Annotated in this window: 24 protein-coding genes and 1 pseudogene; 12 read left to right on the top strand and 13 right to left on the bottom strand. The window is 62.5% G+C overall.

Annotation, left to right across the window (positions count from 1 at the left end):
• Positions 1 to 348: 348 nt before the first annotated feature.
• Both ASG03_RS05480 and ASG03_RS05475 read left to right on the top strand, forming a co-directional pair.
• Positions 349 to 1,431, top strand: a complete 1,083-nt coding sequence (locus ASG03_RS05480; protein WP_162241360.1) for a polysaccharide biosynthesis/export family protein — start codon at positions 349 to 351, stop codon at positions 1,429 to 1,431.
• A 246-nt stretch (positions 1,432 to 1,677) separates the two neighbouring features.
• Positions 1,678 to 2,931 (top strand): aminopeptidase, encoded by a 1,254-nt coding sequence (locus ASG03_RS05475; protein ID WP_062693051.1) that lies wholly within the window; start codon positions 1,678 to 1,680, stop codon positions 2,929 to 2,931.
• Between the two features lie 71 nt (positions 2,932 to 3,002).
• Here ASG03_RS05475 and hemW read toward each other — a convergent pair whose 3' ends face one another.
• The 4 genes from hemW to rph form a co-directional block, all read right to left on the bottom strand.
• Entirely contained in the window at positions 3,003 to 4,178 is a 1,176-nt protein-coding gene (gene hemW, locus ASG03_RS05470; RefSeq protein ID WP_062470918.1) for a radical SAM family heme chaperone HemW, read from the bottom strand.
• Positions 4,179 to 4,183: 5 nt separating this feature from the next.
• Positions 4,184 to 4,831 carry an RdgB/HAM1 family non-canonical purine NTP pyrophosphatase gene (rdgB, locus tag ASG03_RS05465; RefSeq protein ID WP_062692715.1) on the bottom strand — a complete coding sequence of 216 codons (648 nt, stop codon included), beginning with the start codon at positions 4,829 to 4,831 and terminating at the stop codon, positions 4,184 to 4,186.
• Positions 4,832 to 4,949: 118 nt separating this feature from the next.
• Positions 4,950 to 5,375 (bottom strand): VOC family protein, encoded by a 426-nt coding sequence (locus tag ASG03_RS05460; protein WP_062692713.1) that lies wholly within the window; start codon positions 5,373 to 5,375, stop codon positions 4,950 to 4,952.
• 12 nt (positions 5,376 to 5,387) lie between these two features.
• Positions 5,388 to 6,104 (bottom strand): ribonuclease PH, encoded by a 717-nt coding sequence (gene rph, locus ASG03_RS05455; RefSeq protein WP_062470909.1) that lies wholly within the window; start codon positions 6,102 to 6,104, stop codon positions 5,388 to 5,390.
• Positions 6,105 to 6,308: 204 nt separating this feature from the next.
• On the opposite strand from rph, the gene hrcA reads away from it, so the two are divergent.
• Both hrcA and grpE read left to right on the top strand, forming a co-directional pair.
• Entirely contained in the window at positions 6,309 to 7,370 is a 1,062-nt protein-coding gene (hrcA, locus tag ASG03_RS05450) for a heat-inducible transcriptional repressor HrcA (RefSeq protein ID WP_082475593.1), read from the top strand.
• A gap of 114 nt (positions 7,371 to 7,484) precedes the next feature.
• Positions 7,485 to 8,120 carry a nucleotide exchange factor GrpE gene (gene grpE / locus ASG03_RS05445; RefSeq protein WP_062693050.1) on the top strand — a complete coding sequence of 212 codons (636 nt, stop codon included), beginning with the start codon at positions 7,485 to 7,487 and terminating at the stop codon, positions 8,118 to 8,120.
• 117 nt (positions 8,121 to 8,237) lie between these two features.
• Here grpE and ASG03_RS22170 read toward each other — a convergent pair.
• The 8 genes and pseudogenes from ASG03_RS22170 to lptC all read right to left on the bottom strand — a co-directional run bounded on the left by ASG03_RS22170 (position 8,238) and on the right by lptC (position 16,007).
• A pseudogene (locus tag ASG03_RS22170) lies at positions 8,238 to 9,487 on the bottom strand (D-arabinono-1,4-lactone oxidase).
• Positions 9,488 to 9,499: 12 nt separating this feature from the next.
• Entirely contained in the window at positions 9,500 to 10,279 is a 780-nt protein-coding gene (locus ASG03_RS05435; protein ID WP_062692712.1) for an SDR family NAD(P)-dependent oxidoreductase, read from the bottom strand.
• Between the two features lie 107 nt (positions 10,280 to 10,386).
• On the bottom strand, positions 10,387 to 10,851 hold the full coding sequence (gene ptsN / locus ASG03_RS05430; RefSeq protein WP_062470886.1) for a PTS IIA-like nitrogen regulatory protein PtsN: 465 nt from the start codon (positions 10,849 to 10,851) through the stop codon (positions 10,387 to 10,389).
• 259 nt (positions 10,852 to 11,110) lie between these two features.
• Positions 11,111 to 11,683, bottom strand: coding sequence for a ribosome hibernation-promoting factor, HPF/YfiA family (gene hpf, locus ASG03_RS05425; protein ID WP_062470883.1), 573 nt, complete (start codon positions 11,681 to 11,683; stop codon positions 11,111 to 11,113).
• 241 nt (positions 11,684 to 11,924) lie between these two features.
• Entirely contained in the window at positions 11,925 to 13,466 is a 1,542-nt protein-coding gene (gene rpoN / locus ASG03_RS05420; RefSeq protein WP_062472308.1) for an RNA polymerase factor sigma-54, read from the bottom strand.
• A gap of 436 nt (positions 13,467 to 13,902) precedes the next feature.
• Positions 13,903 to 14,739, bottom strand: coding sequence for an LPS export ABC transporter ATP-binding protein (gene lptB / locus ASG03_RS05415; protein WP_062470880.1), 837 nt, complete (start codon positions 14,737 to 14,739; stop codon positions 13,903 to 13,905).
• A 14-nt stretch (positions 14,740 to 14,753) separates the two neighbouring features.
• The gene (locus ASG03_RS05410) at positions 14,754 to 15,323 is read right to left on the bottom strand and encodes an LptA/OstA family protein (protein ID WP_062470877.1); all 570 of its coding nucleotides are present in this window, start codon (positions 15,321 to 15,323) and stop codon (positions 14,754 to 14,756) included.
• Positions 15,324 to 15,338: 15 nt separating this feature from the next.
• Positions 15,339 to 16,007, bottom strand: coding sequence for an LPS export ABC transporter periplasmic protein LptC (gene lptC / locus ASG03_RS05405; protein ID WP_062470874.1), 669 nt, complete (start codon positions 16,005 to 16,007; stop codon positions 15,339 to 15,341).
• Between the two features lie 299 nt (positions 16,008 to 16,306).
• On the opposite strand from lptC, the gene sppA reads away from it, so the two are divergent.
• From sppA to ASG03_RS05390, 3 genes are all read left to right on the top strand, one after another.
• Positions 16,307 to 17,257 carry a signal peptide peptidase SppA gene (gene sppA, locus ASG03_RS05400; RefSeq protein WP_062692709.1) on the top strand — a complete coding sequence of 317 codons (951 nt, stop codon included), beginning with the start codon at positions 16,307 to 16,309 and terminating at the stop codon, positions 17,255 to 17,257.
• Between the two features lie 118 nt (positions 17,258 to 17,375).
• The gene (locus ASG03_RS05395; RefSeq protein ID WP_062472306.1) at positions 17,376 to 17,690 is read left to right on the top strand and encodes an integration host factor subunit beta; all 315 of its coding nucleotides are present in this window, start codon (positions 17,376 to 17,378) and stop codon (positions 17,688 to 17,690) included.
• A gap of 101 nt (positions 17,691 to 17,791) precedes the next feature.
• Complete coding sequence (locus ASG03_RS05390; protein WP_062470868.1) at positions 17,792 to 18,187, top strand: hypothetical protein; 396 nt, start codon at positions 17,792 to 17,794, stop codon at positions 18,185 to 18,187.
• 2 nt (positions 18,188 to 18,189) lie between these two features.
• Here ASG03_RS05390 and ASG03_RS05385 read toward each other — a convergent pair whose 3' ends face one another.
• On the bottom strand, positions 18,190 to 18,645 hold the full coding sequence (locus ASG03_RS05385; protein ID WP_062470865.1) for a CoxG family protein: 456 nt from the start codon (positions 18,643 to 18,645) through the stop codon (positions 18,190 to 18,192).
• 231 nt (positions 18,646 to 18,876) lie between these two features.
• Between ASG03_RS05385 and ASG03_RS05380 the strand changes: the two genes are divergently transcribed.
• From ASG03_RS05380 to ASG03_RS05360, 5 genes are all read left to right on the top strand, one after another.
• Positions 18,877 to 19,980, top strand: a complete 1,104-nt coding sequence (locus ASG03_RS05380) for a class I SAM-dependent rRNA methyltransferase (protein WP_082475543.1) — start codon at positions 18,877 to 18,879, stop codon at positions 19,978 to 19,980.
• Complete coding sequence (locus ASG03_RS05375; RefSeq protein ID WP_062692707.1) at positions 19,977 to 20,861, top strand: TrmH family RNA methyltransferase; 885 nt, start codon at positions 19,977 to 19,979, stop codon at positions 20,859 to 20,861. Before ASG03_RS05380 ends, ASG03_RS05375 begins: the two co-directional genes overlap by 4 nt.
• Positions 20,858 to 21,385 (top strand): signal peptidase II, encoded by a 528-nt coding sequence (gene lspA / locus ASG03_RS05370; RefSeq protein ID WP_062692705.1) that lies wholly within the window; start codon positions 20,858 to 20,860, stop codon positions 21,383 to 21,385. The genes ASG03_RS05375 and lspA overlap by 4 nt, the downstream gene beginning before the upstream one ends.
• Positions 21,386 to 21,439: 54 nt before the next feature.
• Positions 21,440 to 23,755, top strand: a complete 2,316-nt coding sequence (locus ASG03_RS05365) for a hybrid sensor histidine kinase/response regulator (protein WP_082475542.1) — start codon at positions 21,440 to 21,442, stop codon at positions 23,753 to 23,755.
• Between the two features lie 222 nt (positions 23,756 to 23,977).
• Positions 23,978 to 24,844 (top strand): GNAT family N-acetyltransferase, encoded by an 867-nt coding sequence (locus tag ASG03_RS05360; protein WP_082475592.1) that lies wholly within the window; start codon positions 23,978 to 23,980, stop codon positions 24,842 to 24,844.
• The last annotated feature ends 127 nt before the right edge of the window (positions 24,845 to 24,971 follow it).

Raw genomic sequence — 24,971 nt, 5'->3', positions numbered from 1 at the left:
AACAGAAGGAAGCAGAGTCTATCGAGGAAACGCCTTTCAAGGAATTTCCGTTTTGCAAGGCCTTGATATTAAAGAACATATTCCGCCCTGTCCGAGCGAGTGTCGGATAGGTGCCGGTGGCAGGCACTGTGCCCTTTTTGCAGTGGTCCGCGTGTTTTTGTTTGGTGCGGCCTTGAAGTCATTGTTTGTGAGCTGGTGTTGAGATAACCAAAACAACACCGCTATTTCGGGGGAGTGGATCGTCTTCTCGTGAAGGATCCGCGCTTGAGGGTGCCCATGCCGTTCTTGACCAAGTTCACCAGTTTGTCGCTGGCCGTTGTTTGTCTGACCACAACATCCTGCACGGTAATGCCAAGTTCGGGCCCAAGCTCCGCCAACATCCTCCAAGAGGCCAAGGACAGCTATTCTCCCTACACGCTGATCCCCGTCACTCCTGGCATCATCTCGCTTCTTTCCAGCGGCATGGAAACGCAACTCGCGGCCAAGCTCGGCAATGCGCGCAAGCGCAGCTCGTCCATCATCGGCGTCGGCGACACGGTCGTTGTCTCCATATGGGAAGCATCGCCTGACGGTCTTTTCTCCGGCGGCTCCGCCAAGGGGGCAACGCAGATACCGGAACAGCCGGTGTCGGAATCCGGAACGATCTCCGTGCCCTATGCCGGCACCGTACAGGCGGCCAACCGTACGCCGCAACAGGTCAAGGCCGCCATCGAAAATGCGCTCGCGCGCATCGCCATTCAGCCGCAGGTTCTCGTCAGCGTCGTCGAAAACGTCTCCAATACCGTCACGGTCACCGGAGAGGTCGCTCGAAGCGGCCGCATCGCCCTGTCTCCGCGGGGCGAAAAACTGCTCGACGTCATCGCCATGGCCGGCGGGCCCCGCATCGAGTCGCATCAGCTCTCCGTTCAGATCACGCGCGGCCAGCGCACCGAAACCATTCCGATGGAGGGGCTGATCTCGGATCCGTCGGAAAACATCTATGTGCAGTCTGACGATGTGATCGCGCTCATTCGGCAGCCGCGCAGCTTCACGGTGTTCGGCGCGGCGACAAGCAATGCGTCCATCCAGTTCGACGAGTCACAGCTGTTCCTCAATCAGGCGCTGGCAAAGGTCGGCGGCCTCAACGATGAACGTGCCAATGCCCGGGGTGTCTTCATCTACCGCACGGAACCGACCGCGCTCGTTCAGCGTCTGGTGCCGGGCAAGTTCGCCTCCGCCGGGCCGACGACCAACGTCATCTATCAGATCGACCTGAAGGACCCGAGCGGCTTCTTCTTGCTGAAGAGCTTCAGCTTGAAGAACCGCGACCTGATCTTCATCGCCAATTCGTCTCTTGCCGAGGTGCGGAAGTTCGCAACTCTGGTGAGCTCGACAACGGCACCGGTCGCCCAGGCCGCAACGGTCGGCAGAACGGTCACCACGTTCCGGTAACGGACAGCGGCACATCGTGGTGACTGTCGGCCCTGGACCGGCATCACGCCTGTATATCTCGCCGCTTTCCGACTGCCGTCACCAGCGCTGCCTCTCAAATCGAGGGGGATCTGTCGAAGCACAAGGCATGGTCCCGACCACGCCTTGCGGCCGCGGTGACATCACCCGCGCCCGTTGTTTTTCCTTCAAATCCGCTGCGTCCTGTCCTAACGTCGAACTTCGTTTTCTCGAAGAAAGATGTTCGACATGTCCGCAACTGCACGCCACACGTCGCCGATCGACGCCCGGAAACTTGAGAAGCTTGCCGAAGTCGCGGTCAAGGTCGGGCTCGGGCTCGCGCGGGGACAGGATCTGGTGATCACATCGCCGATCGCAGCTCTGCCCCTGGTGCGGCTCATCACCAAGCATGCCTATCTCGCGGGTGCCGGCCTCGTGACGACGTTCTATTCGGATGAGGAAAGCACGCTGGCGCGTTACGAGCATGCGCCGGACGAGAGCTTCGATCGCGCCAGCAACTGGCTCTACGAGGGCATGGCGAAGGCCTATGCGGGCAACGCGGCGCGCCTGGCGATCTCCGGCGACAATCCGATGCTGCTTGCGTCTCAGGACCCGGCCAAGGTCGCGCGGGCAAACAAGGCCATGTCGATGGCCTACAAGCCCGCGCTCGAGAAGATCTCGAACTTCGATATCAACTGGAACATCGTGTCCTACCCCAATCCGTCCTGGGCCCGGCAGATGTTTCCGGAAGACGCGGAGGATTTGGCCGTCGAGAAACTGGCCAATGCGATCTTCGCGGCGTCTCGCGTCGATGTGGACGACCCCGTTGCAGCCTGGAAGGCCCACAACGCCAATCTGCGCGAGCGCTCGACCTGGCTGAACGGGGAGCGCTTCTCCGCCCTCCATTTCACGGGTCCGGGGACCGACCTGACGGTGGGTCTTGCAGACGGACATGAATGGCACGGCGGTGCGTCAACCGCCAAGAACGGCATTACCTGCAACCCCAATATCCCGACGGAAGAAGTCTTCACCACGCCGCATGCGCTGCGTGTCGAAGGCCATGTGTCCAGCACGAAGCCGCTGTCGCATCAGGGCACGCTGATCGACCATATTCAGGTTCGTTTCGAGGGTGGACGGATCATCGAGGCCAAGGCCTCGAAGGGAGAAGCGGTGTTGAACAAGATCCTCGAAACGGACGAGGGCGCTCGACGGTTGGGCGAAGTGGCGCTCGTCCCGCATTCCTCGCCGATCTCGGCCAGCGGCGTCCTGTTCTACAACACGCTTTTCGACGAGAATGCGTCCTGTCATATCGCGCTCGGCCAGTGCTATTCGAAGTGCTTCATCGACGGCGCGTCGCTGAGCCAGGACCAGATCGCCGCTCAGGGCGGTAATGCCAGCTTCATTCATATCGACTGGATGATCGGATCCGACAAGATCGACATCGACGGTCTTCGCGAGGACGGGACGAAGGTGCCCGTCATGCGCAGCGGCGAGTGGGCCTGACCGTCCTGTGATCGGCCTTCGGGCCGGTCGTTTCGACGGCGAGCGGGCTTCGCCGACATGGCGTTGTCTGCTCAGCAGGCAAGGTCGGCAACAACGGCGTCGAGGATCAGCATGCCGGAGGGCGTGCAGCGCAGCCTCGAGTTGCCGATCCGCTCGATGAATCCGTGCTCGATCAGGAAACGTTCCTTCTCCGGATCAGGCGCACGGCCGGACAGAGCCTCCCAGCGCACGAGGTCGATCCCCTCCTTCAGGCGCAGCCCCATCAGCAGCAGCTCGTCGGACTGTTCGTCGTAGCCGAGCACCTCCTGGTCGATCATTCCGTGACCATTCGCCTCCACAAGGTCGAGCCAGGCCTCAGGTTTGCGTTCGGTCGCTGTCGCGAGCTTTTCACGGCCGATCGTCAGGCGTCCGTGGGCTCCGGGGCCGATGCCGGCATAGTCACCATAACGCCAGTAGGTCAGGTTGTGGCGGCTCTCCGCCCCCGGTACGGCGTGATTGGACACCTCGTAGGCCGGCATGCCGATCGAGGCAGTGATGTCCTGTGTCGCTTCGTAGAGAAGCGCCGATTGATCGCCGTCGGGAACGATCAGCTTTCCGGCCTTGTGCAGGCCATAGAACGGCGTTCCTTCTTCGATGGTCAGCTGGTAGAGCGACAGGTGATCGACGGCGTAGGACACAGCCTGTTTGAGCTCCGCCTCCCAATCTTCCACGAGCTGGTTTGGCCGCGCATAGATCAGGTCGAAGGACATGCGCGGGAAGATGTCGCGCGCGAGCCGGATCGCCTTCAGGGCGTCCTCGACGTTGTGAAGCCGGCCCAGAAACTTCAGGTCACGATCGTTCAGAGCCTGTACGCCAAGAGACACGCGGTTGACGCCAGCGGCGCGATAGCCGCGGAAACGCGTCGCCTCCACGCTCGACGGGTTGGCTTCCAGCGTGATCTCGATCCCATCGGGAACATGCCAGAAACGCGAAATGCCGTTCAGGATCGCGTCGACCGTTGTCGGGTCCATCAGCGAAGGCGTACCGCCGCCGAGGAAGATGCTGGTCACGGTGCGCGGGCCCGACAAACGGCGCGCTTCCTCCATCTCCTTCAGAAAGGCCGAGACATAGCGGGCCTGGTCAACGCCCTGATGGCGGACGTGGCTGTTGAAGTCGCAATAGGGGCACTTGGCCGCGCAGAATGGCCAATGCACGTAGACGCCGAAGCCGGGGTCCGTCTTGTCGCCGATGAAGGAGAAGTCAGCCATATCCGTCAGGCGCCGAGGCAGGTCTCGGCAAACACCTTGAAGGCGCGGGCACGATGGGACAGAGCATGGCCGTCGCCGGGCTTCCAGCCATGCTTCTCGTCCGCGCTCATTTCGCCGAAGGTTCGATCGTGGCCCTCGGGCTGAAAGATCGGATCGTAGCCGAAGCCCTGGCTGCCACGCGGCGGCCAAACGACGGTGCCTTCCACTTCGCCCCGGAAGAGCTCCACATGGCCATCCGGCCAGGCAAGGCAAAGAACGGACACGAAGCGGGCGGACCGTGCCGCAGGCGTTGTTGTCCCTGCGTCCTGCAATGCTGCTTCGACCTTGTGCATGGCCATGGCGAAATCGCGCGTTCCATCGGCCGTCTCCGCCCAGTTCGCGGTGTAGACGCCGGGATCGCCGTTCAAGGCGTCCACGACCAGTCCGGAATCGTCGGACAAAGCGGGCAGGCCGGAAGCGCGCGCAGACGCCAGCGCCTTGATGGTCGCGTTTTCCTCGAACGTCGTGCCTGTTTCGTCCGGCTCGATGAAGTTAAGGTCGGCTGCGGATTTCGCAGAAAAGCCGAGCGGCCCGATCAGGTCGCGGATTTCGCGGATCTTGCCGGCATTGTGGCTGGCGACGATAAGGGTCTTGTCGTCAAGCGTGCGTGTCATGATAGGTCTCGAAGGTAAACCGGAGGGCGCTGACGCCACGGAGACGGGGTCGGTAGGACGGATCACCTCCTCGCGCAAGCGCGAGCGGATGATCCGAGCGGGGATCGGGGCGAGCGGTTCAGTCGATGGACCAAAGCCCAGGTTCGGCGCATTCCAGACTGTTGCCGGCCGGATCGCGAAAATAGAAGGATTGCGCCCCGTTCGGCCAGATGATCTCACTCTCGATCATCACGCCATCGGCTGCAAGCCTGTCTCGCAGGGATGCGAGCCTGCCGCTCGAGACGCGAAAGCAGACGTGGCCCGGGCCCGTCGTCCCATGGGCCGGAACGGGCAGAGCCGCACCGTCGGCAGGTTTCAGGGTTTCCATCGGATTGAAGATCAGGAGGACGCCCGGTCCGCAGCGAAAGAACAGGTGGCGACCATCGACGCGGGTAATGCGCTCCAGTCCGAGCACATCCCCATAGAAACGGTCCGCTGCATCCAGATCCGACGCGTAGAGCGCTGTTTCCAGGATGCCTTCGAGTTCCGCCGTCGTCGTGACCATCTTTATCTCCGCTTAGGCGATGATCTGCTTCTGCAAGGTCACCAGCTCCGAGATGCCGTTCTTTGCCAGGCCCATCAGGCTTGCAAATTCCGCTTCGGAAAAAGGCTTGCCTTCGGCCGTACCCTGAATTTCCACGATACCGCCGGATCCCGTCATAACGAAGTTGGCATCCGTCTCCGCGGCACTGTCCTCGAGGTAGTCGAGATCGATCACCGCCTGATCGGCAAAAATCCCGCAGGAGATCGCGGCCACGTGATCCTTCAGCACACGCTCGACTTTCGTCATGTTGCGCGCTTCCATCCACTTCAGGCAGTCGTGCAGCGCGATCCACGCGCCGGTGATCGACGCGGTGCGGGTGCCGCCGTCGGCCTGGATGACGTCGCAGTCGAGCGAGATCTGGCGTTCGCCGAGGGCCTGCAGGTCGACGACGGAGCGCAGCGAGCGGCCGATCAGGCGCTGGATCTCCTGCGTGCGACCGCTCTGCTTACCGGTTGCAGCTTCGCGCTTCATGCGATCGCCGGTCGCCCGCGGCAGCATGCCGTATTCGGCCGTCACCCAGCCCTTGCCGCTGTTGCGCAGCCAGGGTGGGGTCTTCTCCTCAAGGCTCGCGGTGCAAAGCACATGCGTATCACCGAACTTGACCAGGCAGGAGCCTTCGGCATGCTTGGAGACGTTGCGCTCGAAGGTGACCTTGCGCATCTGATCTGTTTTTCTGCCGGACGGCCGCATCTTGGACTCCCTTGGTCTGAAACGTGCGTGCCTTCTAGCCTATATCGCCGCTCAAAGGAAAGACGAGGAGCGAAATAGGCCCGTTGCGACCCGCGAGAGGCCCTGTATGGCAATTTTCCCTTTGTCGATCGCTCGGGCTCTTACTATATTTCGGACATGGCACAGAACGAACGATCCGCCGACAAGGCGGCGCTGACATCGGCAATGCGGGACAGGCTCTCGGCCCTCGACGAGCGCTCCGGCGAGGTCTTCCGCCGGATCGTCGAGAGCTATCTGGACAGCGGCGAGCCGCTGGGGTCGCGCAGCCTGTCGCGGCTTCTTCCCATGTCGCTGTCCCCCGCTTCGGTTCGCAACGTCATGAGCGATTTGGAAGATCTGGGCCTTATCTATTCCCCTCATGTCAGCGCCGGCCGCCTGCCGACTCAGATCGGGCTGCGCTTTTTCGTGGATGCCTTCATGCAGGTCGGCAACCTCTCGGCCGAAGACCGTGCCTCCATCGATCGGCAGGTGCGACGTAGCGACCGCGACCAGCCGGTCGAGCAGCTTTTCAACGAGGCAAGCCAGGTTCTTTCCGGAATGTCGCGCGGCGCAGGGCTCGTCATCACGGCCAAGAACGATCCGGTTCTCAAGCACGTTGAATTCATGCGCCTCGCGCCGACCAAGGCCTTGGCGGTGCTGGTGGGAGAGCATGATCAGGTCGAAAACCGGATCATCGAGCTTCCGGCAGGCGTCACGAGTTCGCAGCTGACGGAGGCGGCCAACTTCCTGAATGCGCATCTGGCAGGCCAGACCCTCGCAGAGGTTCGCGGGCAGTTGCAGAAGGTCAAGGAAACCGTTCGCACGGAACTCGACGTTCTCTCGCAGGATCTGGTCGAGCGGGGCCTCGCCAGTTGGTCCGGCGGCGATGCCGACGACAAGAACCCGACGCAGCTGATCGTTCGCGGGCGCGCCAATCTTCTTGAAGGTTTGGCCGGCGCCGAGGATATCGATCGGCTCCGCATGCTGTTTGATGATCTGGAGAAGAAGGACAGCATGATCGAGCTGCTTAGTCTGGCGGAAACCGGACCGGGTGTGCGGATCTTCATCGGCTCGGAAAACAAACTGTTCTCGCTGTCGGGTTCATCCCTGATCGTCGCGCCGTACAAGGATGGAGACGATCGCATCATCGGCGCCGTCGGTGTCATTGGTCCGACTCGGCTGAATTACGCGCGGATCGTTCCGATGGTGGATTACACGGCCCAACTCATGTCGCGACTTTCACGATAGCCAGCCCAGACGATGCTCGTCAGCGGGCGCTCGGGCGCAACGACCCTTGATTTTTGGCGCTCGAACCTCGATATCGGCATCAAATCCCGAAACGATCCTGAATGCGGAGACGTCATGACCGACGAAACGAACAAACACGGTGCCGAAGCCAGCAATCCGGCTGAAGAAATCGTCACGCCGGCCGAGGCAGATATGCAAGCCATGTTTGAGGATGCCGATGAGGCGACGCAGGCCGACGCCGGCGAGCTGGAGTCGGCACGCGCCGAGGCGGCGGATTTTCGTGATCGCTACCTTCGGCTGGCGGCCGACATGGACAATCTCCGTCGTCGCACCGAGCGCGAGGTCAAGGATGCCAAGTCTTATTCTGTCGCGGGGTTTGCGCGCGACATGCTGGCCGTATCCGACAATCTCCGCCGCGCTCTGGATGCCATCCCCGCCGACGTCAGGGCCGGTGCCGATGCGGGTCTGAGCACGCTGATCGAAGGCGTCGAGCTGACCGAGCGCTCCATGCTCTCGGCGCTGGAGCGGCATGGCATCCGCAAGCTTGAACCGGAAGGCCAGAAGTTCGATCCGAACTTCCATCAGGCCATGTTTGAAATTCCCAATGCCGACGTGCCGCACAATACGGTGGTCCAGGTCGTCCAGGCAGGCTTTACGATCGGCGAGCGCGTGCTGCGTCCGGCCATGGTCGGCGTCGCCAAGGGCGGACCGAAGACCCCCGCAGCGGACGGCGAGTCCTCGGCCGGCTGACCTTCGGCATAAGGCGAAATTCGCGCGATTGGATGACGACAAGGCCGGGAAGAGGGCTCTCTTCCTGGCCTTGTTCTTTGAGATGCTCCGAGTGGCGGCCCTTTGCCAGGGTGCAGCCTATCCAAAGAGCTGTCGAAGATGGTCGTTGAGAAAGACCCCACTGGGGTCGAGCCTTTCTCGCAGGGCACGGAAATCCCCGGCGCGGGGATAAAGCGACGTCACGTCGTCGCTCGTCAGGAAATGCAGCTTGCCCCAGTGCGGCCGGGAGCCAAACTGCCGCAGGATTGCGTCGACGTCCGAGAGATAGGACCAGTAGTCGGTACCCGGCTGTCCGGACACCGAGAGCGTGATCGAATCCTGCTCGAAGAACGGGCTGATCCAACCGGGATCGCCAGCCGTGAAACGGTATTCGATCGGGTAGATGCAGGTCGGATGCTTCGTGAGCATCAGCTCACGCACTGCCCGGCATGCTTCCTTGCCGTGCCGTAAGGGTACTGCATATTCCAGCTCGTGAAAATTCGGGACATACTCGATCGGGTAGATCTCCGAGGAGTACGCGATCTTCTCGAACCCTGCTTCCATCGGATCGGCGTCCGTGATGTTGATGATCTTCATCTCGCACACGTCGGAAAGACGGTCGGTCGTCGAGACGGAGGCCGTGTCCGGCAGGCAGTAGCAGTGTCGGCTTTCCGGAACGGGGCACCAGAAGAAGCCGAAATGCCGATGCTTGGATGCGAGCTCGTCGTGTGCTCCATGCATTCCTCGAAGCTGCACCGCCACAGCGTCTCATGCAGGCGATAGCTGTCCATGGCCTGGAGCGTGATTTCCGAGATGACGCCGAGCATGCCGATCGAAACCCGCGCGGCGTTCAGGAGGTCCGGATTGCTTTCGTCCGCAACAAGAATGCTGCCGTCCGGCTGGACGATCCGCATGCCGACAATCTGCGAGGCCATGTTACCTAGGGTTGCGCCGGTACCGTGCGTGCCGGTGGTCAGAGCGCCGGCCAGGGCCTGGCTATCGATGTCGCCCTGATTGATCAGCGAAAGCCCGTTCGCCTTGAGCACCTTGCCAAGCGCGTTGATCGTCGTGCCCGCCGAGACGGAAACCCGCTTGCGCTCCTGGTCGATGTCCGTCACGCCCTGCATGCCCGACAATGTGAGATGGAGGCCGCTGGTCAGGGCGACCGGGGTAAAGGAATGGCCGGAGCCCGCGCAACGCACCGCCATGCCTTCGGCGGCGGCAGTGCGCACCATGTCCGAAAGTTCCGCCTCGCTTCCGGGCGCGCCTCGGGCACGCACGATACAGGACTGGTTTCCCACCCAGTTGCGCCAGAGCCCACCGGCTCTTCGCGAGGTGATGCTATCCATGGCGTTCCCCTTTCACACGGCGGTGAATCCATTGTCGACAAACAGGTGGGTGCCGTTGATGAAACTTGCCTCGTCGCTGGCCAGAAACAGAGCAGCGCGCGCCACTTCGATCGGCTCGCAGAGGCGCCCCTGTTGCGCAGCGATGGCCGCGTCCGAGACGTCGATCCCGTATTTGGCAAGGCCGACCAGTTCGCGCTTGCCGTGGTCGGTCGCAATGAAGCCCGGGCAGACGGCGTTAGAGCGGATATTGCGATCGCGGAACTCCACGGCGATCGCGCGGGCGAACATGTGACAGGCGCCTTTCGTCGTGTCGTAGAGCACCTCCATCGGCGTTGCGGCTACGGCCGAGATCGAGGAGGTCGAGACGATGCTGCCTCCGCCTGCCGCAATCATGTTCGGCAGCACCGCTTTCGTCATCAGGAACATCGAGCGGACGTTGACGGCCATCAGCCGGTCCCATTCGTCCTCTTCCGTTTCCAGAAACGGACCGACGGCAAGAATCCCTGCATGATTGAAAAGAACGGTAATGGGGCCGAAGGCTGACTCGACCGCTTTGACGGCTGCGGTCACATCCTTTGAGACGGACACGTTTGCGGGCGCAAAGACGGCGTCCCCGCCTGCGGCACGAATGCCGGCAGCAACCTCTTCACCGCGGCTCGATGGCAGATCGACGATGCCAACCTTTGCGCCTTCCTGGGCGAACAGCTCGGATGCCGCGAGCCCGCAGCCGCCGGCGCCACCACTGATCAGGGCGATCTTGCCCGCCAATCGTCCCGAAGCTGTCGCGCCCATTCCGTTCTGCCCCCTGTTGATCGAACAGGAGTATTCACCGGCAAAGGGGTTCTGTCGATATCAACTTCCAGACCGGCGGCAAAAGTTCCGTCAAACGACGTTCAGGATCAGGCCGCGTTGGAGGTCTGGTCGTCGCTGAGGAAGGTGTAGATCGCCGAAGCCGACTCGGTGCCGCGCAGGCGGGCGACCATATCGGGATCGCGCAGCACGCGTGCGATCCGCGAGAGCGCCTTCAGGTGGTCGGCACCGGCACCCTCCGGTGCGAGCAGCAGGAAAACGAGATCGACCGGCTGGTCGTCGAGCGCCTCGAAATCCACCGGTGTTTCCAGCCGTGCGAAGATGCCGACGATGGCGGTCACGCCGGGCAGCTTGCCGTGCGGAATGGCGATGCCATTGCCGACGCCGGTCGAACCCAGCCGCTCCCGCTGCAGGATGACGTCAAAGATCTCGCGCTCTGGCAGACCGGTCAGCTTGGAAGCCTTGACGGCCAGTTCCTGAAGCAGTTGCTTCTTGGACTGCACCCGAAGGGTTGGAAAGATCGCATCTTGCTGCAGCAGACCTGCCAAAGCCATTTTTTTGTACCTTGTTGACAGGGGCGCGTCGAACGGCACGACGTGCCACCTTGCGACCCATTTTTCTCGATGCTCGGCAGGCCTCATCCCCATGCCTGCCGATCACCGTCTATCAACAAGGCGGCCGCTTTTCGCGCGCCGCCTTGTCTCTCTTGCCAAGCCGCTGGGAAACGATGTGTTCCGTCAGGGCCGTCTCTGCTTCATATGCGCCCGGTTCGCCGCATCGCGACGATCCGAAAACAGCGCTCGTCCGTCGTCGTCAGTTTTTCATGGCGGCTGTATCGATCCAGCCGATATTTCCGTCCGTGCGGCGATAGACGATATTGAGTTCATCGCTGCCGGGATTGCGAAACATCAGGACCGGATTGTCCGTCATGTCCAAGGCCATGACGGCATTGGCAACCGACATGGTCCGCACCTGCTTGGAGCTTTCGGCAACGATCGTCGGTGCGTAGTCCTCCGGCAGCTCGTCCTCTTCGTCCGGCACGGAGTCCATGACCTTGTAGGCAACTTCCAGGCCTGCATGACCCGTGCCGTTATGGTGGTCCTTCAGCCTGCGTTTGTAACGCCGAATGCGCTTTGCGATCCGTTCCGATGCCGCGTCGAATGCGGCCTGCGGCTCGGAAGCCTCGCCGTTCGCATGCAACGTGGCGCCCGTGTCGAGATGGATCATGCAGTCCGCGCTGAAACGCGGTCCCGACTTCACCACCGTGACTTGGCTCGAATACCCTCCGTCAAAATACTTGGTGACCGCCTGAGCGATCTGGTCCTCGATCCGAAGACGAAAGCTCTCGCCGATTTCCATATGTTTACCGGATACACGCACACTCATGGAGTTTCCTCTCTTTCATGATTTGCGCATCCAGTTTATTCCAAGCGCCTTCCACCTCCAAGCTTTTCACGCAGCCGTTTTCACTTTGCGCGTGATCGACGATGTCCGGGAGAGGGGAGAAAGAAGCCGATCAATCGTAACTGTCGGCGCGCCCTATAAGCGTGCCGTTAACAAATGTCAATGAAGGCCGAACAGCCTGAGCGTGTTTCGATGCTGCGGTGCACGCGGATCTTGTCGACTTTCAGGCAGAAACCTTTGCCATGGCGCGCTTTTCACGTCGCCGTTGCACCGAGGAAGGGATGTTCATCGCTTCACGATATTTTGCGACCGTCCGGCGTGCGAGATCGACGCCGCCCTTTTTCAGGATCTCGACGATATCATCGTCCGACAGCACGGCGTCCGGGCTCTCGAGGACGATCATGTTGCGGATGCGGTGGCGTACCGACTCCGCCGAATGACTGTCGCCGCCTTCTGCCGAGCCGATCGACACGGTGAAGAAGTATTTGAGCTCGAACAGCCCGCGGGGTGTCATCATGTACTTGTTCGAGGTCACGCGGCTGACCGTCGACTCATGCATCTTGATGGCGTCGGCAATGGTCTTGAGGTTGAGCGGCCGCAGGTGATCGACGCCATTGATGAGGAAGGCATCCTGCTGGCGGACGATCTCGGTGGCCACCTTCATGATGGTCTTGGCGCGCTGGTCGAGGCTTCGCGTCAGCCAGTTGGCCGTCTGCAGGCACTCCGACAGGAAGGCATGGTCGCCGCTGTTCTTGGGCGCATGGCGCGATACTGTCGTGTAATAGACCTGGTTGACGAGAACGCGCGGCAGCGTCTCGGGGTTCAATTCCACCGCCCAGGTCCCGTCGGAGGCCTCACGCACGACGATGTCCGGCACGATCGCCTCGCAGGGCGTCATCTCGAAGCTCGTGCCCGGTTTCGGATCGAGCTTGCGGATCTCGCCGAGCATGTCGATCAAGTCTTCCTCGTCCACGCCGCAGAGTTTCTTCAGCGTGGCAAAGTCCCGGCGTGCCAGAAGCTCGAGATTGCCGATCAGGGCCGACATGGCCGGATCCAGCCGGTTCTTCTGGCGGAGCTGGATCGCCAGGCACTCGCTGAGGCTGCGGGCGAAGACGCCGGGCGGATCGAACCGCTGCAGCGTGGCCAGCACGGTCTCCACGTCCAGCGCCGTGCAGCCGAGCCGCTCGGCGATCTCGGTCGTGTCTGCGTGGAGATAGCCCGTGTCGTCGATCTGGTCGATCAGTGCCTGAGCGATCATCCGGTCGCGGGCATCGCGGACGCTGAGGATCAACTGCTCGGTCAAGACGTCGCGCAGGGTCAACCGGTTGGCGACGAAGTCCTCGAGGTCATAACCGTCGCTCGTTTCCCCGTTGCCCCCGCCGGACATGGATTTCCACTGGCTGAGCAGCTCTGGCGCATCGGCCCGCTGCGGCGCCGTGTCGTCCTGAAAAACGTTCTCGAAAGTCGCGTCGAGCGTTTCGCTCATGCGCAGCGCGTCGTCACGCGTCGTGCCGTCGTAGACGTCTGTGATGCCGGAAAACGCGTCGGCGTCGCGATGGTCCGGCGACGCATCGTCCTGCGTGATGTCGCTTGATTGCGTGGCGTCGGATACGAATTCGAGCAGGGGGTTCTTCTCGACCTCCTGCTCGATGAACTGGGTCAGTTCGAAATGCGTCATCTGCAACAGCTGGATCGACTGCATCAACTGCGGCGTCATGGCCAGGCTTTGGGACTGGCGCAGATAGAGGCTGGCCGAAAGTGCCATAAACGCAAAACTCCCTACGTCAGACATCGCAAGACCGGAAACGGCATCGCGACCTTGCATCAGCTCGAAGCAATGGAGCAACGTCGGGGTCAGGACGATGACGCGCAACGCTCCGGGTGTCGGACGCGATCACCGCCTTTACGCGAAATCTCGCCCAGCTTCGTCAACTGGCCCGAAAATTGCTTATAACGGAGGTTTGGTCAAGCGGCTGTAATAAAATTGATACGTTTACCGCGCAACGGCAGTGACGCGCTTCATCGGGCGGCAAGAGATATGCGGTCCCGCTCTCAGGCCGGCTGCGGCACGAACAGGGGGACGCAAGCTTAGCGTCTGCCCCGCGTCGAACGTCGCGCAATCGCGAGACGGCGTCAAGGCCCGGTAGAGATCCCTCAGGGGCCTCTGAAAGCATGGTCGTCGTCGTCCATGCTTTCCCCGCCTAGAGGCTGAAGTTGTCGCCCAGATAGAGCCTGCGCACATCGGGATTGGTCACAATGTCGTTGGCGCGACCGTGAGTCAGCACCTCACCAGCATGGATGATATAGGCGCGATCGATCAGTCCCAGTGTCTCGCGGACATTGTGGTCGGTGATCAGGACACCGATGCCGCGCGACGTGAGATGGCGCACGAGTGCCTGGATGTCAGCGACCGAAATGGGATCGACGCCTGCGAAGGGTTCATCGAGCAGCATGAAGGTCGGGTCGGTGGCCAGCGCGCGCGCGATTTCCAGCCGTCGCCGCTCGCCGCCCGAGAGCGAGATCGCTGCCGCCTTGCGCAAATGCGTGATGGAAAACTCCTCGAGCAGTGCATTCAGCTTGGCGTCCTGTGCTGCACGCTTGGGCTGATGCAGTTCCAGCACGGCACGGATATTGTCTTCGACCGACAGCCCGCGAAAGATCGAGGCTTCCTGCGGCAGGTAGCCGACGCCCAGCCGCGCGCGTCGATACATCGGCATGGACGTGACGTCGTTGCCGTTGATCTCGATCGTTCCCTCATCGACCGGGACGAGACCTGTGATCATGTAGAAGCACGTGGTCTTGCCGGCACCGTTCGGCCCGAGCAAGCCGACCGCCTCACCGCGGCGGACCACCAGCGAGACGCCGTTGACCACCCTGCGGTCGCGATAGCTTTTGGTCAGGCCGCGGGCGATCAGCGTGCCGTCATACCGAGCCTTTTCCTCGGGGGTTCTGTCATCGAATACGGCTGTGCCGAGGTCCTTGGTAAAGGACGAACCGGCCGGCTCGGCGCCGCGCTTGCGCTTGAAAGGAATGTTCACGGTCTGGGGCTGCGTCAGTTGGTCTTCTGGGATTTCGGGTCGAGCTGGATCTGGACGCGGCCACCGCAGGATTCCAGCTGTGCTTCTCCCGTCTCCATCTGGACGTTGAGCTGACATCCGCTGAACACGTTCTTGCCTTCCGACAGCACCACCTGCTTGCCCTTCAGCACGAGCGTTTGCGCGGCCATGTTGAATTGGCCGCTATCGGCCGTCGCCTGCTGCGTCCCCGACTGCAGGAAAACCTTGTTGTTGACTTCGATCCGGTCGATTTCGGCATTGCCGCCGGAAATCGAGCCGCCACCAGACTTGTAGTAAACGACCATGCTGCCGGCCTGCAGCGTCGTCGCACCCTGGACCACCTTCACGTTGCCGGTGAAGATCGCCTTGCTTTCGGGATCCTTGATCTCCAGCTTGTCGCTCTCGATCTGGATCGGCTGATCGTTGGAGAGCTTCATGCCGCTCATTTTGCTCTTCTGCTGGGCGACGGCCGGCAGGAAGGTCAGGCACAGGCAGGCCATCGAGGAGGCGAGGAGGCCGAAAAGCGAGAGGCTGCGGCGGGGGAGAGAGGCATGGAGGGTCGACATGGGGTGCACCGGGTCCTAATTTGCGTTCTTGCGTATGGTGCTCGGCTCGACGACAACCTTCACCATGCCTTCAAAGGAGATTACCCGCCCTTTATCCGTCATTCTCATTTGTTGCGCAACAATCGACCCACCCGACATCCGGATGGCGATTGGCGTCTTGCTCAACATCTCGCCCGCATTGATATCCAGATAGGCGGCCTGGAAATCGGCGATGACCCCATTGTTCATGGAGATCGTAAAGGGAGCGTTCATGTCGAGCGTATTGCCGCCGCGATCATAGAGCCCGCTCGTCGCGTCCACGGTGGCGATCGTCTTGTCGTTGACCGGCATCTCTGCATGGATTTTCTCCAGCGTGATCAGGTCGGGATTGGCGATATCCTGCAGCGCCCGCTCAGCCTTCATCGAATAGCTGATATCCTGCTTGTTCCGCCCGGAAATCGCGGGATTCTGCATGACGATCTTGCCGTTCTCGATCGTCGCGTTCTCGATGTGCAGCTCTTCCGGCAGCATGGTGCGGATGATGGACACGGCAGCGAAGATGACGGCGATAATGACGGCAACGATCGGCAGGACGATCTTCAGCCGCTTGACACGGCGCGAATGCCGGGCCGCCCGTTCATAGGCGTCGTTGACCGTCGGCCCCGTATGCGGCAGGGCGCCGGGAAAATGCACATCGTTCGCCATGAGCGGTTCCGTTAATCCAGGGGTCGGACGACGTCGGGGTCCAGACGTTGCCAGCCTATGGTGTCAAGAGGCGTGAATATGGAGATTTTTATGTCTCCACACAATGGAGGCGGAGAATTCTTTGTCGTTGCGGACGGCAAGCGTTCGCAAGACGGGTTGCAAACGTCACGCGTGCCTCTCTACGCCCGGGATTTTTTCCGCGCGCGACGATACCGGTTCGCCTCGTTATGCAGTAGGAATCATCGCCGGAACATCCGGTGCGAGCTTTTGCTGCTGCGCGCTGAACAGGGAAATGTGGAATGGATCCTCTTGCATTCGTCGACCGGCGACAGCTTCGTCGCAAGCTCGGCTTCTGGCGCCTCGTGGCGATCGGCCTCATCGTGCTGGTCGGCATCGGCCTTTATGTCGGCATTGCGCGGTCGCGCTCCGGCGTGCTCGGCGCGAGCCAGGTCGCGCGCATCACCGTCTCCGGCGTCATCCTGGACGATCGCGAGCTGATCGAGCGGCTCGACCGCATCGCCAAGGCCGACCATGTGAAAGCCTTGATCGTCAGCATCAACTCGCCCGGCGGCTCCACCTTCGGCGGCGAGACGCTCTATGATGCGATCCGCAAGGTTGCAGAGAAAAAACCTGTCGTGTCCGACGTTCGCACCTTGGCGGCGTCTGCAGGATACATGGTCGCGCTTGCGGGCGATCGGATCATTGCCGGCGATACGTCCATCACGGGCTCCATCGGCGTGATTTTTCAGTATCCGCAGGTGAAGACATTGCTCGACAAGATCGGGGTGTCGCTCGAGGAGATCAAGTCCGCCCCGCTGAAGGCCGAGCCATCGCCGTTCCATCCACCGAGCGATGCGGCAAAGGCCGTGATCCAGGCAATGATCAACGACAGCTATGCCTGGTTCGTGGACCTCGTTGCCGAACGCCGGGAAATGCCGCGCGAGCAAGCCCTCAGCCTTGGCGACGGGCGCATCTTTACCGGACGCCAGGCGGTCGACCTGAAGCTGATCGACGAGCTCGGCGGCGACGACGCCATCCGCAACTATCTCAAAAGCCGCGACGTTGCCGACACCCTGCCGATCGTCGATTGGGAAAAGCCAGAGAGCGGCCTTCCGTTCGGGCTGGGTTCGATGGCCGCAATCTTTGCCAAATCGTTGGGATTTGACGGTTTTCCGTTTTCGGGAAATCTGGCTCAGGACAAGTTGTTTCTTGACGGTCTCGTTTCCGTTTGGCAGGTTGGCCGCGATTGAGAGACGCGGCGCGCGGGGCAACCCGCGCCCGAGCGTGTCCGGTCCGCGAAAGGATCTCGATCGTCTGCCCGCGGATGACGGGCGTATCGCGAGGAACGTCGTCAAGAGGGGGCAGAGGGTGATCAAGTCGGAACTGGTGCAGATCGTGGCGGCTCGAAACCCGCACCTCTATCACCGCGATGTCGAGAACATCGTCAACGCCGTTCTCGATGAGATTACGGACGCTCTGGCAGGCGGCAACCGTGTCGAGTTGCGCGGATTCGGCGCCTTCTCTGTCAAGAATAGACCCTCCCGCTCCGGCCGCAACCCGCGCACGGGCGACAGCGTCTTCGTCGAGGAAAAATGGGTGCCGTTCTTCAAGACCGGCAAGGAGCTGCGTGAGCGGCTGAACCCCGGTTCCGACGCGGATGTCGACGAGGAAGACGAAGACTGATCGCGCGATTGCTGGATGCGCTTATGATCGCATGATCTTGACCCGGCGCGCTTGGCGCCCATCTTGTCGTCAGGCCCTGACAGACGCGGAGACCGGCTCACATGTTGCGTAAAATTCTGAACATCGTCGTTCTCGTGCCGCTCGGGATCGTTCTGGTCGTGCTCTGCGTCGCGAACCGCCAGCAGGTGACGCTCGGGTTCAACCCGTTCGATCCTGCCGACACGGTTCTGGCGATCTCGGGTCCGTTCTTCGTCTTCCTGTTTCTGGCCGTGATCCTCGGCCTCGTGATCGGCGCCTGCGCCGTCTGGTTCAGCCAGGGAAAGTATCGCAAGCGGTCGCGCGTCGAGGCAAAGGAAGCGCTGAAGTGGCACACCGAGGCCGAAAAGCGTCGCCTGCAGCAGGAGGCGATCGTCTCGGCCCAGGCCTCGAGCCCCGCCGCCGATCGCCCGGCATTCCCAGGGTCGAGCCAGACGATGCTGGCGGCCCAGCAGAAATAACCTCAGCTCCGTGCCGCCTTGGCGTTGGCCGCTGCCGTAAAATCGGAAAAGAAGCGGCTTGCGATCCGGTTTGCGCCGGATTGCACGAGCTTCGACCCGAGGGACGCAATCTTGCCGGACACGTCGGCGACGATGGCGTAATGCAGAATGGTCTCGTCGCCATCGTCCACGAGCCGCACATCCGCGCCGCCCTTTGCGTATCCGGCAAGGCCGCCCTTTCCCTCGCCCGAGATCGTGTAGCTCTCGGGCGGATTCATGTTTGTGAGCGCGATCACGCCCGAGAACGCCATGGTGATGAAGCCGAACTTGACCGTCACCACGGCATCCAGCGTCGTTGGAGAAGTCCATTCGAGGAGCGTGCAGCCGGGTATGCAGCCTTTGAGAACCTCGGGATCGTTCAGGGCCGCCCAGACGGCATCGCGCGGCGCGGCGATCCGCTCTTCACCGGTCATGTCCATGAAAACTCTCCTCGATCTCAAGCCTCGCTGCCGCCATTCTCGGAGAGATGTCCACCTGGCTGCAGCTACGACGGAAATCTACGGGTGGAAACCGCTTTGCCAAGAGCAGCAGCGATGCTATTTGCACGCCACACGCTGAAGAACGGGAAATGACGCCCCTTGAAGGACAAGCAGAGACGATCGCCCGGCAAGGCTCCCCCGAAATCCGGTCCGTCTCGCAAGGGACCGCCGATGGTCCCGGCGCGCCCGGACGCAGGCCTTGGTGCGCAGGATCCAAAAGCCAGCCCCAAACTGTCGAGACAGGAGCCGCACGGGCAGCGCTCGTCGAGCCGGCCGCAACCGTCCACGTCCGGGCCGTCGCCCATCGAGCCGACATCGGCCCCGTCCGTGACCATGCGTCCGCGCTTGGGCGAAAAGCCCGGACAGCGCGTGCCCGTCATTCTGGAAACCGCAGCGGAGGCTGATTATCGCCTGATCGACAGCGGCGAGGCTCTCAAGCTCGAGCAGTACGGCCCCTACACGATCGTGCGTCCCGAAGCGCAAGCGCTGTGGCCGAAGTCGCAGGCCGCGCTCTGGGAGCGGGCGGATGCGGTCTTCACCGGCGATACCGACGAGGATGGCATGGGCCGCTGGCGCTTTCCGCGCGAGATGCTGGGCGAGACCTGGCCGATGCGGCTGCTCGACGCCGAGTTTTATGGCCGCTTCACGTCTTTCCGCCATGTCGGCGTCTTCCCCGAGCAATTGGCGCACTGGCGGTGGATGAAGGCCCAGGTGGAATCGGCCGGCCGGCCCCTGAAAGTGCTCAATCTCTTCGGCTATACCGGTGTCGCATCGCTGATTGCGGCGAAGGCCGGCGCGGAGGTGACGCATGTCGATGCGTCGAAGAAGGCGATCGGCTGGGGTCGCGAGAACCAGGCATTGGGGCGGGCCGAGGCTTTGCCGATCCGCTGGATCTGCGACGACGCGATGAAGTTCATCCAGCGCGAGGAGCGCCGCGGCAGCCGGTACGACATCATCCTGACCGATCCGCCCAAGTTCGGACGTGGTCCGAACGGCGAAGTCTGGCACCTCTTTGATCATCTCGCCGGCATGCTCGACATTTGCCGCGAGCTTTTGTCCGACGACGCGCGCGGTTTCGTGCTGACGGCCTATTCCATCCGGGCGAGCTTCTATTCGATCCACGAACTGATGCGCGAAGTCATGCGTGGTCGCGGCGGCGTTGTCGAATCCGGCGAACTGATCCTGCGCGAAACCGCAAGCGTGAAACAGGATGACGAATCCGGCGTCGGCCGCGCGCTGTCCACGTCTCTCTTCAGCCGGTGGGTCCCGAAATGAGCAGCGAATACAGAGACGGCAACCCGCGTGGACAGGTTGGACGTGGAGAAGGCCGGGTCGGACAGGTGAAGGAAGTCACAAGCCTCGCCAACCCGATCATCAAGGACATCCGTGCGCTTACCCAGAAAAAGGCGCGCGACGAGAGCGGCACGTTCATCGCGGAAGGCCTGAAGCTTGTCATCGATGCGGTCGACCTCGGCTGGACGATCCGCACGCTGGTCTACGCCAAGGCCGCCAAGGGCAAGAAGCCCGTGGACGACATCGCCGCCCGCACCGTGGCGCGGGGTGGCCTCGTGCTGGAGGTCAGCGAAAAGGTCATCGCCACCGTGACACGGCGGGACAATCCCCAAATGGTCGTCGGCGTCTTCGAACAGCGCTATGGCACTCTGAAAGACATCAGGCCGCAAGCCAGCGAGACCTATGTGGCGCTCGACCGGGTGCGCGATCCCGGCAATCTCGGCACCATCATCCGCACGGCGGATGCGGCCGGCGTTTCCGGCGTGATCCTGATCGGCGAGACCACGGACCCCTTCTCGCTCGAAACGGTGCGGGCGACCATGGGCTCCGTCTTCGCGGTGCCCGTGTTCCGCGCGACGGTGTCGGAGTTCCTGGCATGGCAGAGGTCGGCGGGGGTCATGGTCGTCGGCACCCATCTGGCCGGTGCGGTCGACTATCGCACCATCGACTACCGCCCGCGCCCGGTCGTCGTCCTGATGGGCAACGAGCAGGCCGGACTGCCGGATGAACTTGCGGCAAAGGCCGACAGGCTCGCCCGCATACCCCAGGCAGGGCGCGCGGACTCGCTCAATCTTGCGATTGCCACCGGCGTCATGCTGTTCGAGGCCCGGCGCCATCTGCTGACACTGGACGACCGCGGATGACCGAAACCCAGACGCCAACTTCCAGGACCGCACCCGGTATCCGTCCGACCCTGTTTTCGCGCCCCTGGCCGATTGCGATCTTCATCATCGTCGCGCTTCTGCTCGATCAGGCGGTCAAGCAGGCGGTGGAGGCCTACCTGCCGATGGAGGAGGCCGTTCATGTCATCCCCATGCTGGCGCTCTATCGGGTGTACAATTACGGCGTCGCCTTCTCCATGCTGTCCGGCATGGAAGGCTGGTTCATCGTGGGCATGCGCCTTATCGTGGTCGCCTTCGTGCTCTGGCTGTGGCGCAAGACGCCGAAGGACCGCTTCTTTGCCCATCTCGGCTATGCCATGATCATTGCCGGCGCGCTCGGCAATCTCGTCGACCGGTTTCTCTACGGTTACGTGATCGACTATATCCTGTTCTACACGGAGACCTGGTCCTTTGCCGTCTTCAATCTCGCGGATGCTTTCATATCCGTCGGCGCCGGCGCGATCGTGCTGGACGAAATTCTGCAGGCGAAAAAGCGCGACCGATAAAATGCAAGCGTCCGGCTGAAAGCATTGCCAACTGCTGCATGATAGGCAAGGCGGATGAGCGAGCCTTTCAGACTGCAGCGCACGATCATCGAGCACCTGTCGCGAGCCCCTGCGGACGAGCAGGAGGCCGTGCACGACCCGGTCCGCCCACGTGCAGCTTTCCCCGAGCTCGACATCTCCCCGCTCACCGTCGCAGACCTGCCTTCCAGCAGCACGCGTCTTAGCGCCATTCGCCCTGCGATCGCTGGTGTCGGTATCGTTGCCTCGGCCGCACTTCTTGCTGTCGGCCTGCAGACGGATCTCCTCCTGCTTCCTCTGTGCCTGGCTTTGGCGGGTCTTGCCGGGATTGCCCTTCTGTGGCGCGATGGGCGTCGCGAAGGCAGCGCGCTTGCGGAAGGGGCGGGCGACCGTGCGTGGGAGGCGCGCGAAGCGAGCACGGCACGGTTTTCGCTCCATGATGCGCTCGGTGACATGGCCATCCTGCGCGATGCGAAAGGCCGCATTCTCGAGGCGAACGAAACCTTCCGCGCGCTGACCGGTTCGCCGGCGCCCGAAGGTCGGGAGTGCGCGGCCTTCGGGCTTGATCTGCGCCCGATCGGCACCTCGGGTCGCTACACGGTCGAGTTCCGGACGGCGGAAGGGTCGCGCTGTTACGACTGGCACGATGTGCTGACCCGCGACCCCGGGTCGGGCACCCTGCGCATCATCAGCGTCGGCCGCGATATCACCGACAATGTCAGCGCGGCGCGCAACAACGAAGCGGCGCTGCGACGGGTCGAAGCCGAAAGCCAGGCAAAATCCCACCTTCTGGCCACCGTCAGCCATGAGATCCGCACGCCGCTTTCCGGTATTCTCGGCATGAGCGACCTTCTCGACCAGACGCGGCTCACGCCGCAGCAGGCAAACTATCTTGCCGGCATGCGCCAGTCCGGCCATGACCTCGTACAGCTCGTCGACGATCTGCTGGATTGCGCCTCCATGGAGGCCGGGCGGTTCGTTCTGCGCCCGACGCGGCAGGATCTGCGTCCGCTGATCGAAAGCGTGGTGGAGATGCTGTCGCATCGCGCGCACGCCAAGGGAATCGAAATTGCGTCCACGATCGCGGCAGACGTGCCTGATATGCTGTCGATCGATGGACCGCGCCTGAAGCAGATCCTGTTCAACGTCGTGGGCAACGCCGTCAAGTTTACGACGACCGGGGGCGTGCTCGTCAGCTGCGCCGAGCAGCAGGGTACGCTCGTGCTGCGTGTCACGGACACCGGGCCCGGCATGACGGCCGGCGATCAGTCCCGCATCTTCGACGCCTTCGAACAGGCTGGCACGACGGCCGCACAGGCGGGCGGCACCGGTCTGGGCCTTGCCATATCACGACGGATCGCGCAGGCGTTCGGAGGCGATATCTCCGTCTCCAGCCGCTTGGGGTCGGGCAGCCTCTTTGAAATCCGCTTTCCCCTGCAGACCTCGCGCCTTCCGCTCGCTTCGGCCCGCAGCCGCACGCTTTCCACGTCCCGTGTCCTGCTGATCGCGCCAAAGGGCCCAGCATCCGATGCCCTGGCCGCAACCGTCGAAACGCTTGGCGGTCGCTGCCGCGTCGCCTCGACAGCGGCCGAGGCCGAGCGCCTCCTGCAGGCGGCAACGGATGCAGAGAATGGCGAGCGGTTGACCGACCTCATCGTTGATCATCGCTGTGCCGCCCTTTTCCGCAAGATCTGCAGCGAGAGGCCCGATCTCGACGCCGTCCCGCTGCGGCGGACCTATCTGGCCAATCCGGAAGAGCGCATCCAGCAACCTTTGCACCAGACCGACGGGTTCCATGCCTGGCTCATTCGCCCGCTGCGGGAGCGCTCGCTGGTGGCGGTGCTCAAAGGCCAGCTGAAGGGCATGGAGGTTCGGGACGCCATCAATGACAATCGTCCGATCCTTCGGGATGCCGTCGACGTCGCATCCACCTTTGTCCCCCATGTCGAGCCGACCGTCCTGCTGGGCGAGGACGATCCGATCAACGCCGCGATCCTGAAACGCACGCTGGAGCGCGCCGGACACGCCGTACGCCATGTCGTGGATTTTGCCGCCCTTGACGAGATGCTTATACGGACATCGCCCGCGGCGACCATAGACGGACCCGCACTCAAGATCCTGATCACGGACCTCAACATGCCATCTGGCGACGCGCTGACGATGCTGCGGCATCTGCGTCTGCGCGAGCAGGCGACAGAGGGCCGCTCGCGGCTTCCCGTCATCGTGCAGACGTCCGACCGTCGACCTGAAACCCACAGCGCCTTGCTTCAGGCAGGTGCGGACGCCATTCTCGCAAAGCCCGCCGATCCCCGGCAGCTGGTGGAGCTGGTCGCTCGATTGATTGCCGGCTAATGTGTGCTGCTCAAGCCTTGTCACGGTCTTGTTGCAGTGACATGCTTAAACGCCTGCAGGAAGCGGACTGACACCGCCGCCGGGGCGTGATTCGGGAAATGGCGGGAAAATACCCGTCCTCTTTCCCCGGCGTTCGCGGTTTACGTGCAGGCGCGTGCTCGCGATTAGGGGTAATCTGCGATGACGATCGAAATTCTGGAATCCATCTCGGCACTGCGCACCATGTCCGTGCCCGTGGCGAGCCCGACCCTTGTGCGGGCCCGCCCGTCACGCGAGACGGCACCGGCCAGCGACGTTCTGGGTCGCATCGGGCCGCTCGAAACACGGATCGCCCGTACCCCTTCGGAAATCGATGCCGCACAGGCCCTGCGCTACAAGGTGTTCGTGGAGGAAATGGGCGCCCGCATCCCGGCGGATGCCGCCCGGATCGGCCGCGACGTCGATGGCTGGGATGCCGTCTGCGATCATCTCCTCGTGCTCGACACGTCGCTTCCAGGGCAATCGGAGGCCCAGATTGTCGGAACCTACCGCCTTCTGCGTCAGGATGTTGCGGCGGCCGCGCAAGGCTTCTACTCGGCATCCGAATTCCTGGTTGATCCCATGATCGCCCGTCACCCCGGCAAGCGGTTCATGGAACTCGGCCGCTCCTGCGTCCTGCCGTCCTACCGTACCAAACGGACCGTGGAACTTCTGTGGCAGGGCAATTGGGCCTATGCGCTGAAGCACGGCATCGATGCGATGTTCGGCTGCGCCTCGTTTCCCGGCATCGTTCCCGAACATCACGCACTGGCGTTGTCCTTCCTGCACCACACGGTGCCGGCCAGCGGCGACTGGCAGGTGGCGGCGCGCCCGGAGCTTTACCGCGTCATGGACCTCATGCCGGTCGAGGCGATCCAGGCCCGCGCCGCGCTTTCGGCCATGCCGCCGTTGATCAAGGGATATCTGCGCATCGGCGCCATGGTCGGTGACGGTGCCGTTGTCGACGAAGCCTTCCGCACCACGGACATCCTCGTCGTCCTGCCGATCACCAATATTGCCGGCCGGTATCTCAACTACTACGGCGCCGACGCGACCCGCTTCGCACTCTGAGGGTGGTGATCCACCCATCTTTGCAGATGATTGAGGCTTGAAGCGAGAGACCTGGAAATCCCAAGGTCTGCGATCTCACCGCCCGGCGGGATGGAAGCGTCCACGGATCTGATGCCTTCCCGCACGG

It is taken from the genome of Rhizobium sp. Leaf341 (genome assembly GCF_001424325.1).
GTDB lineage: Bacteria > Pseudomonadota > Alphaproteobacteria > Rhizobiales > Rhizobiaceae > Ferranicluibacter.
This window is presented reverse-complemented; position numbering and strand designations above follow the sequence as displayed.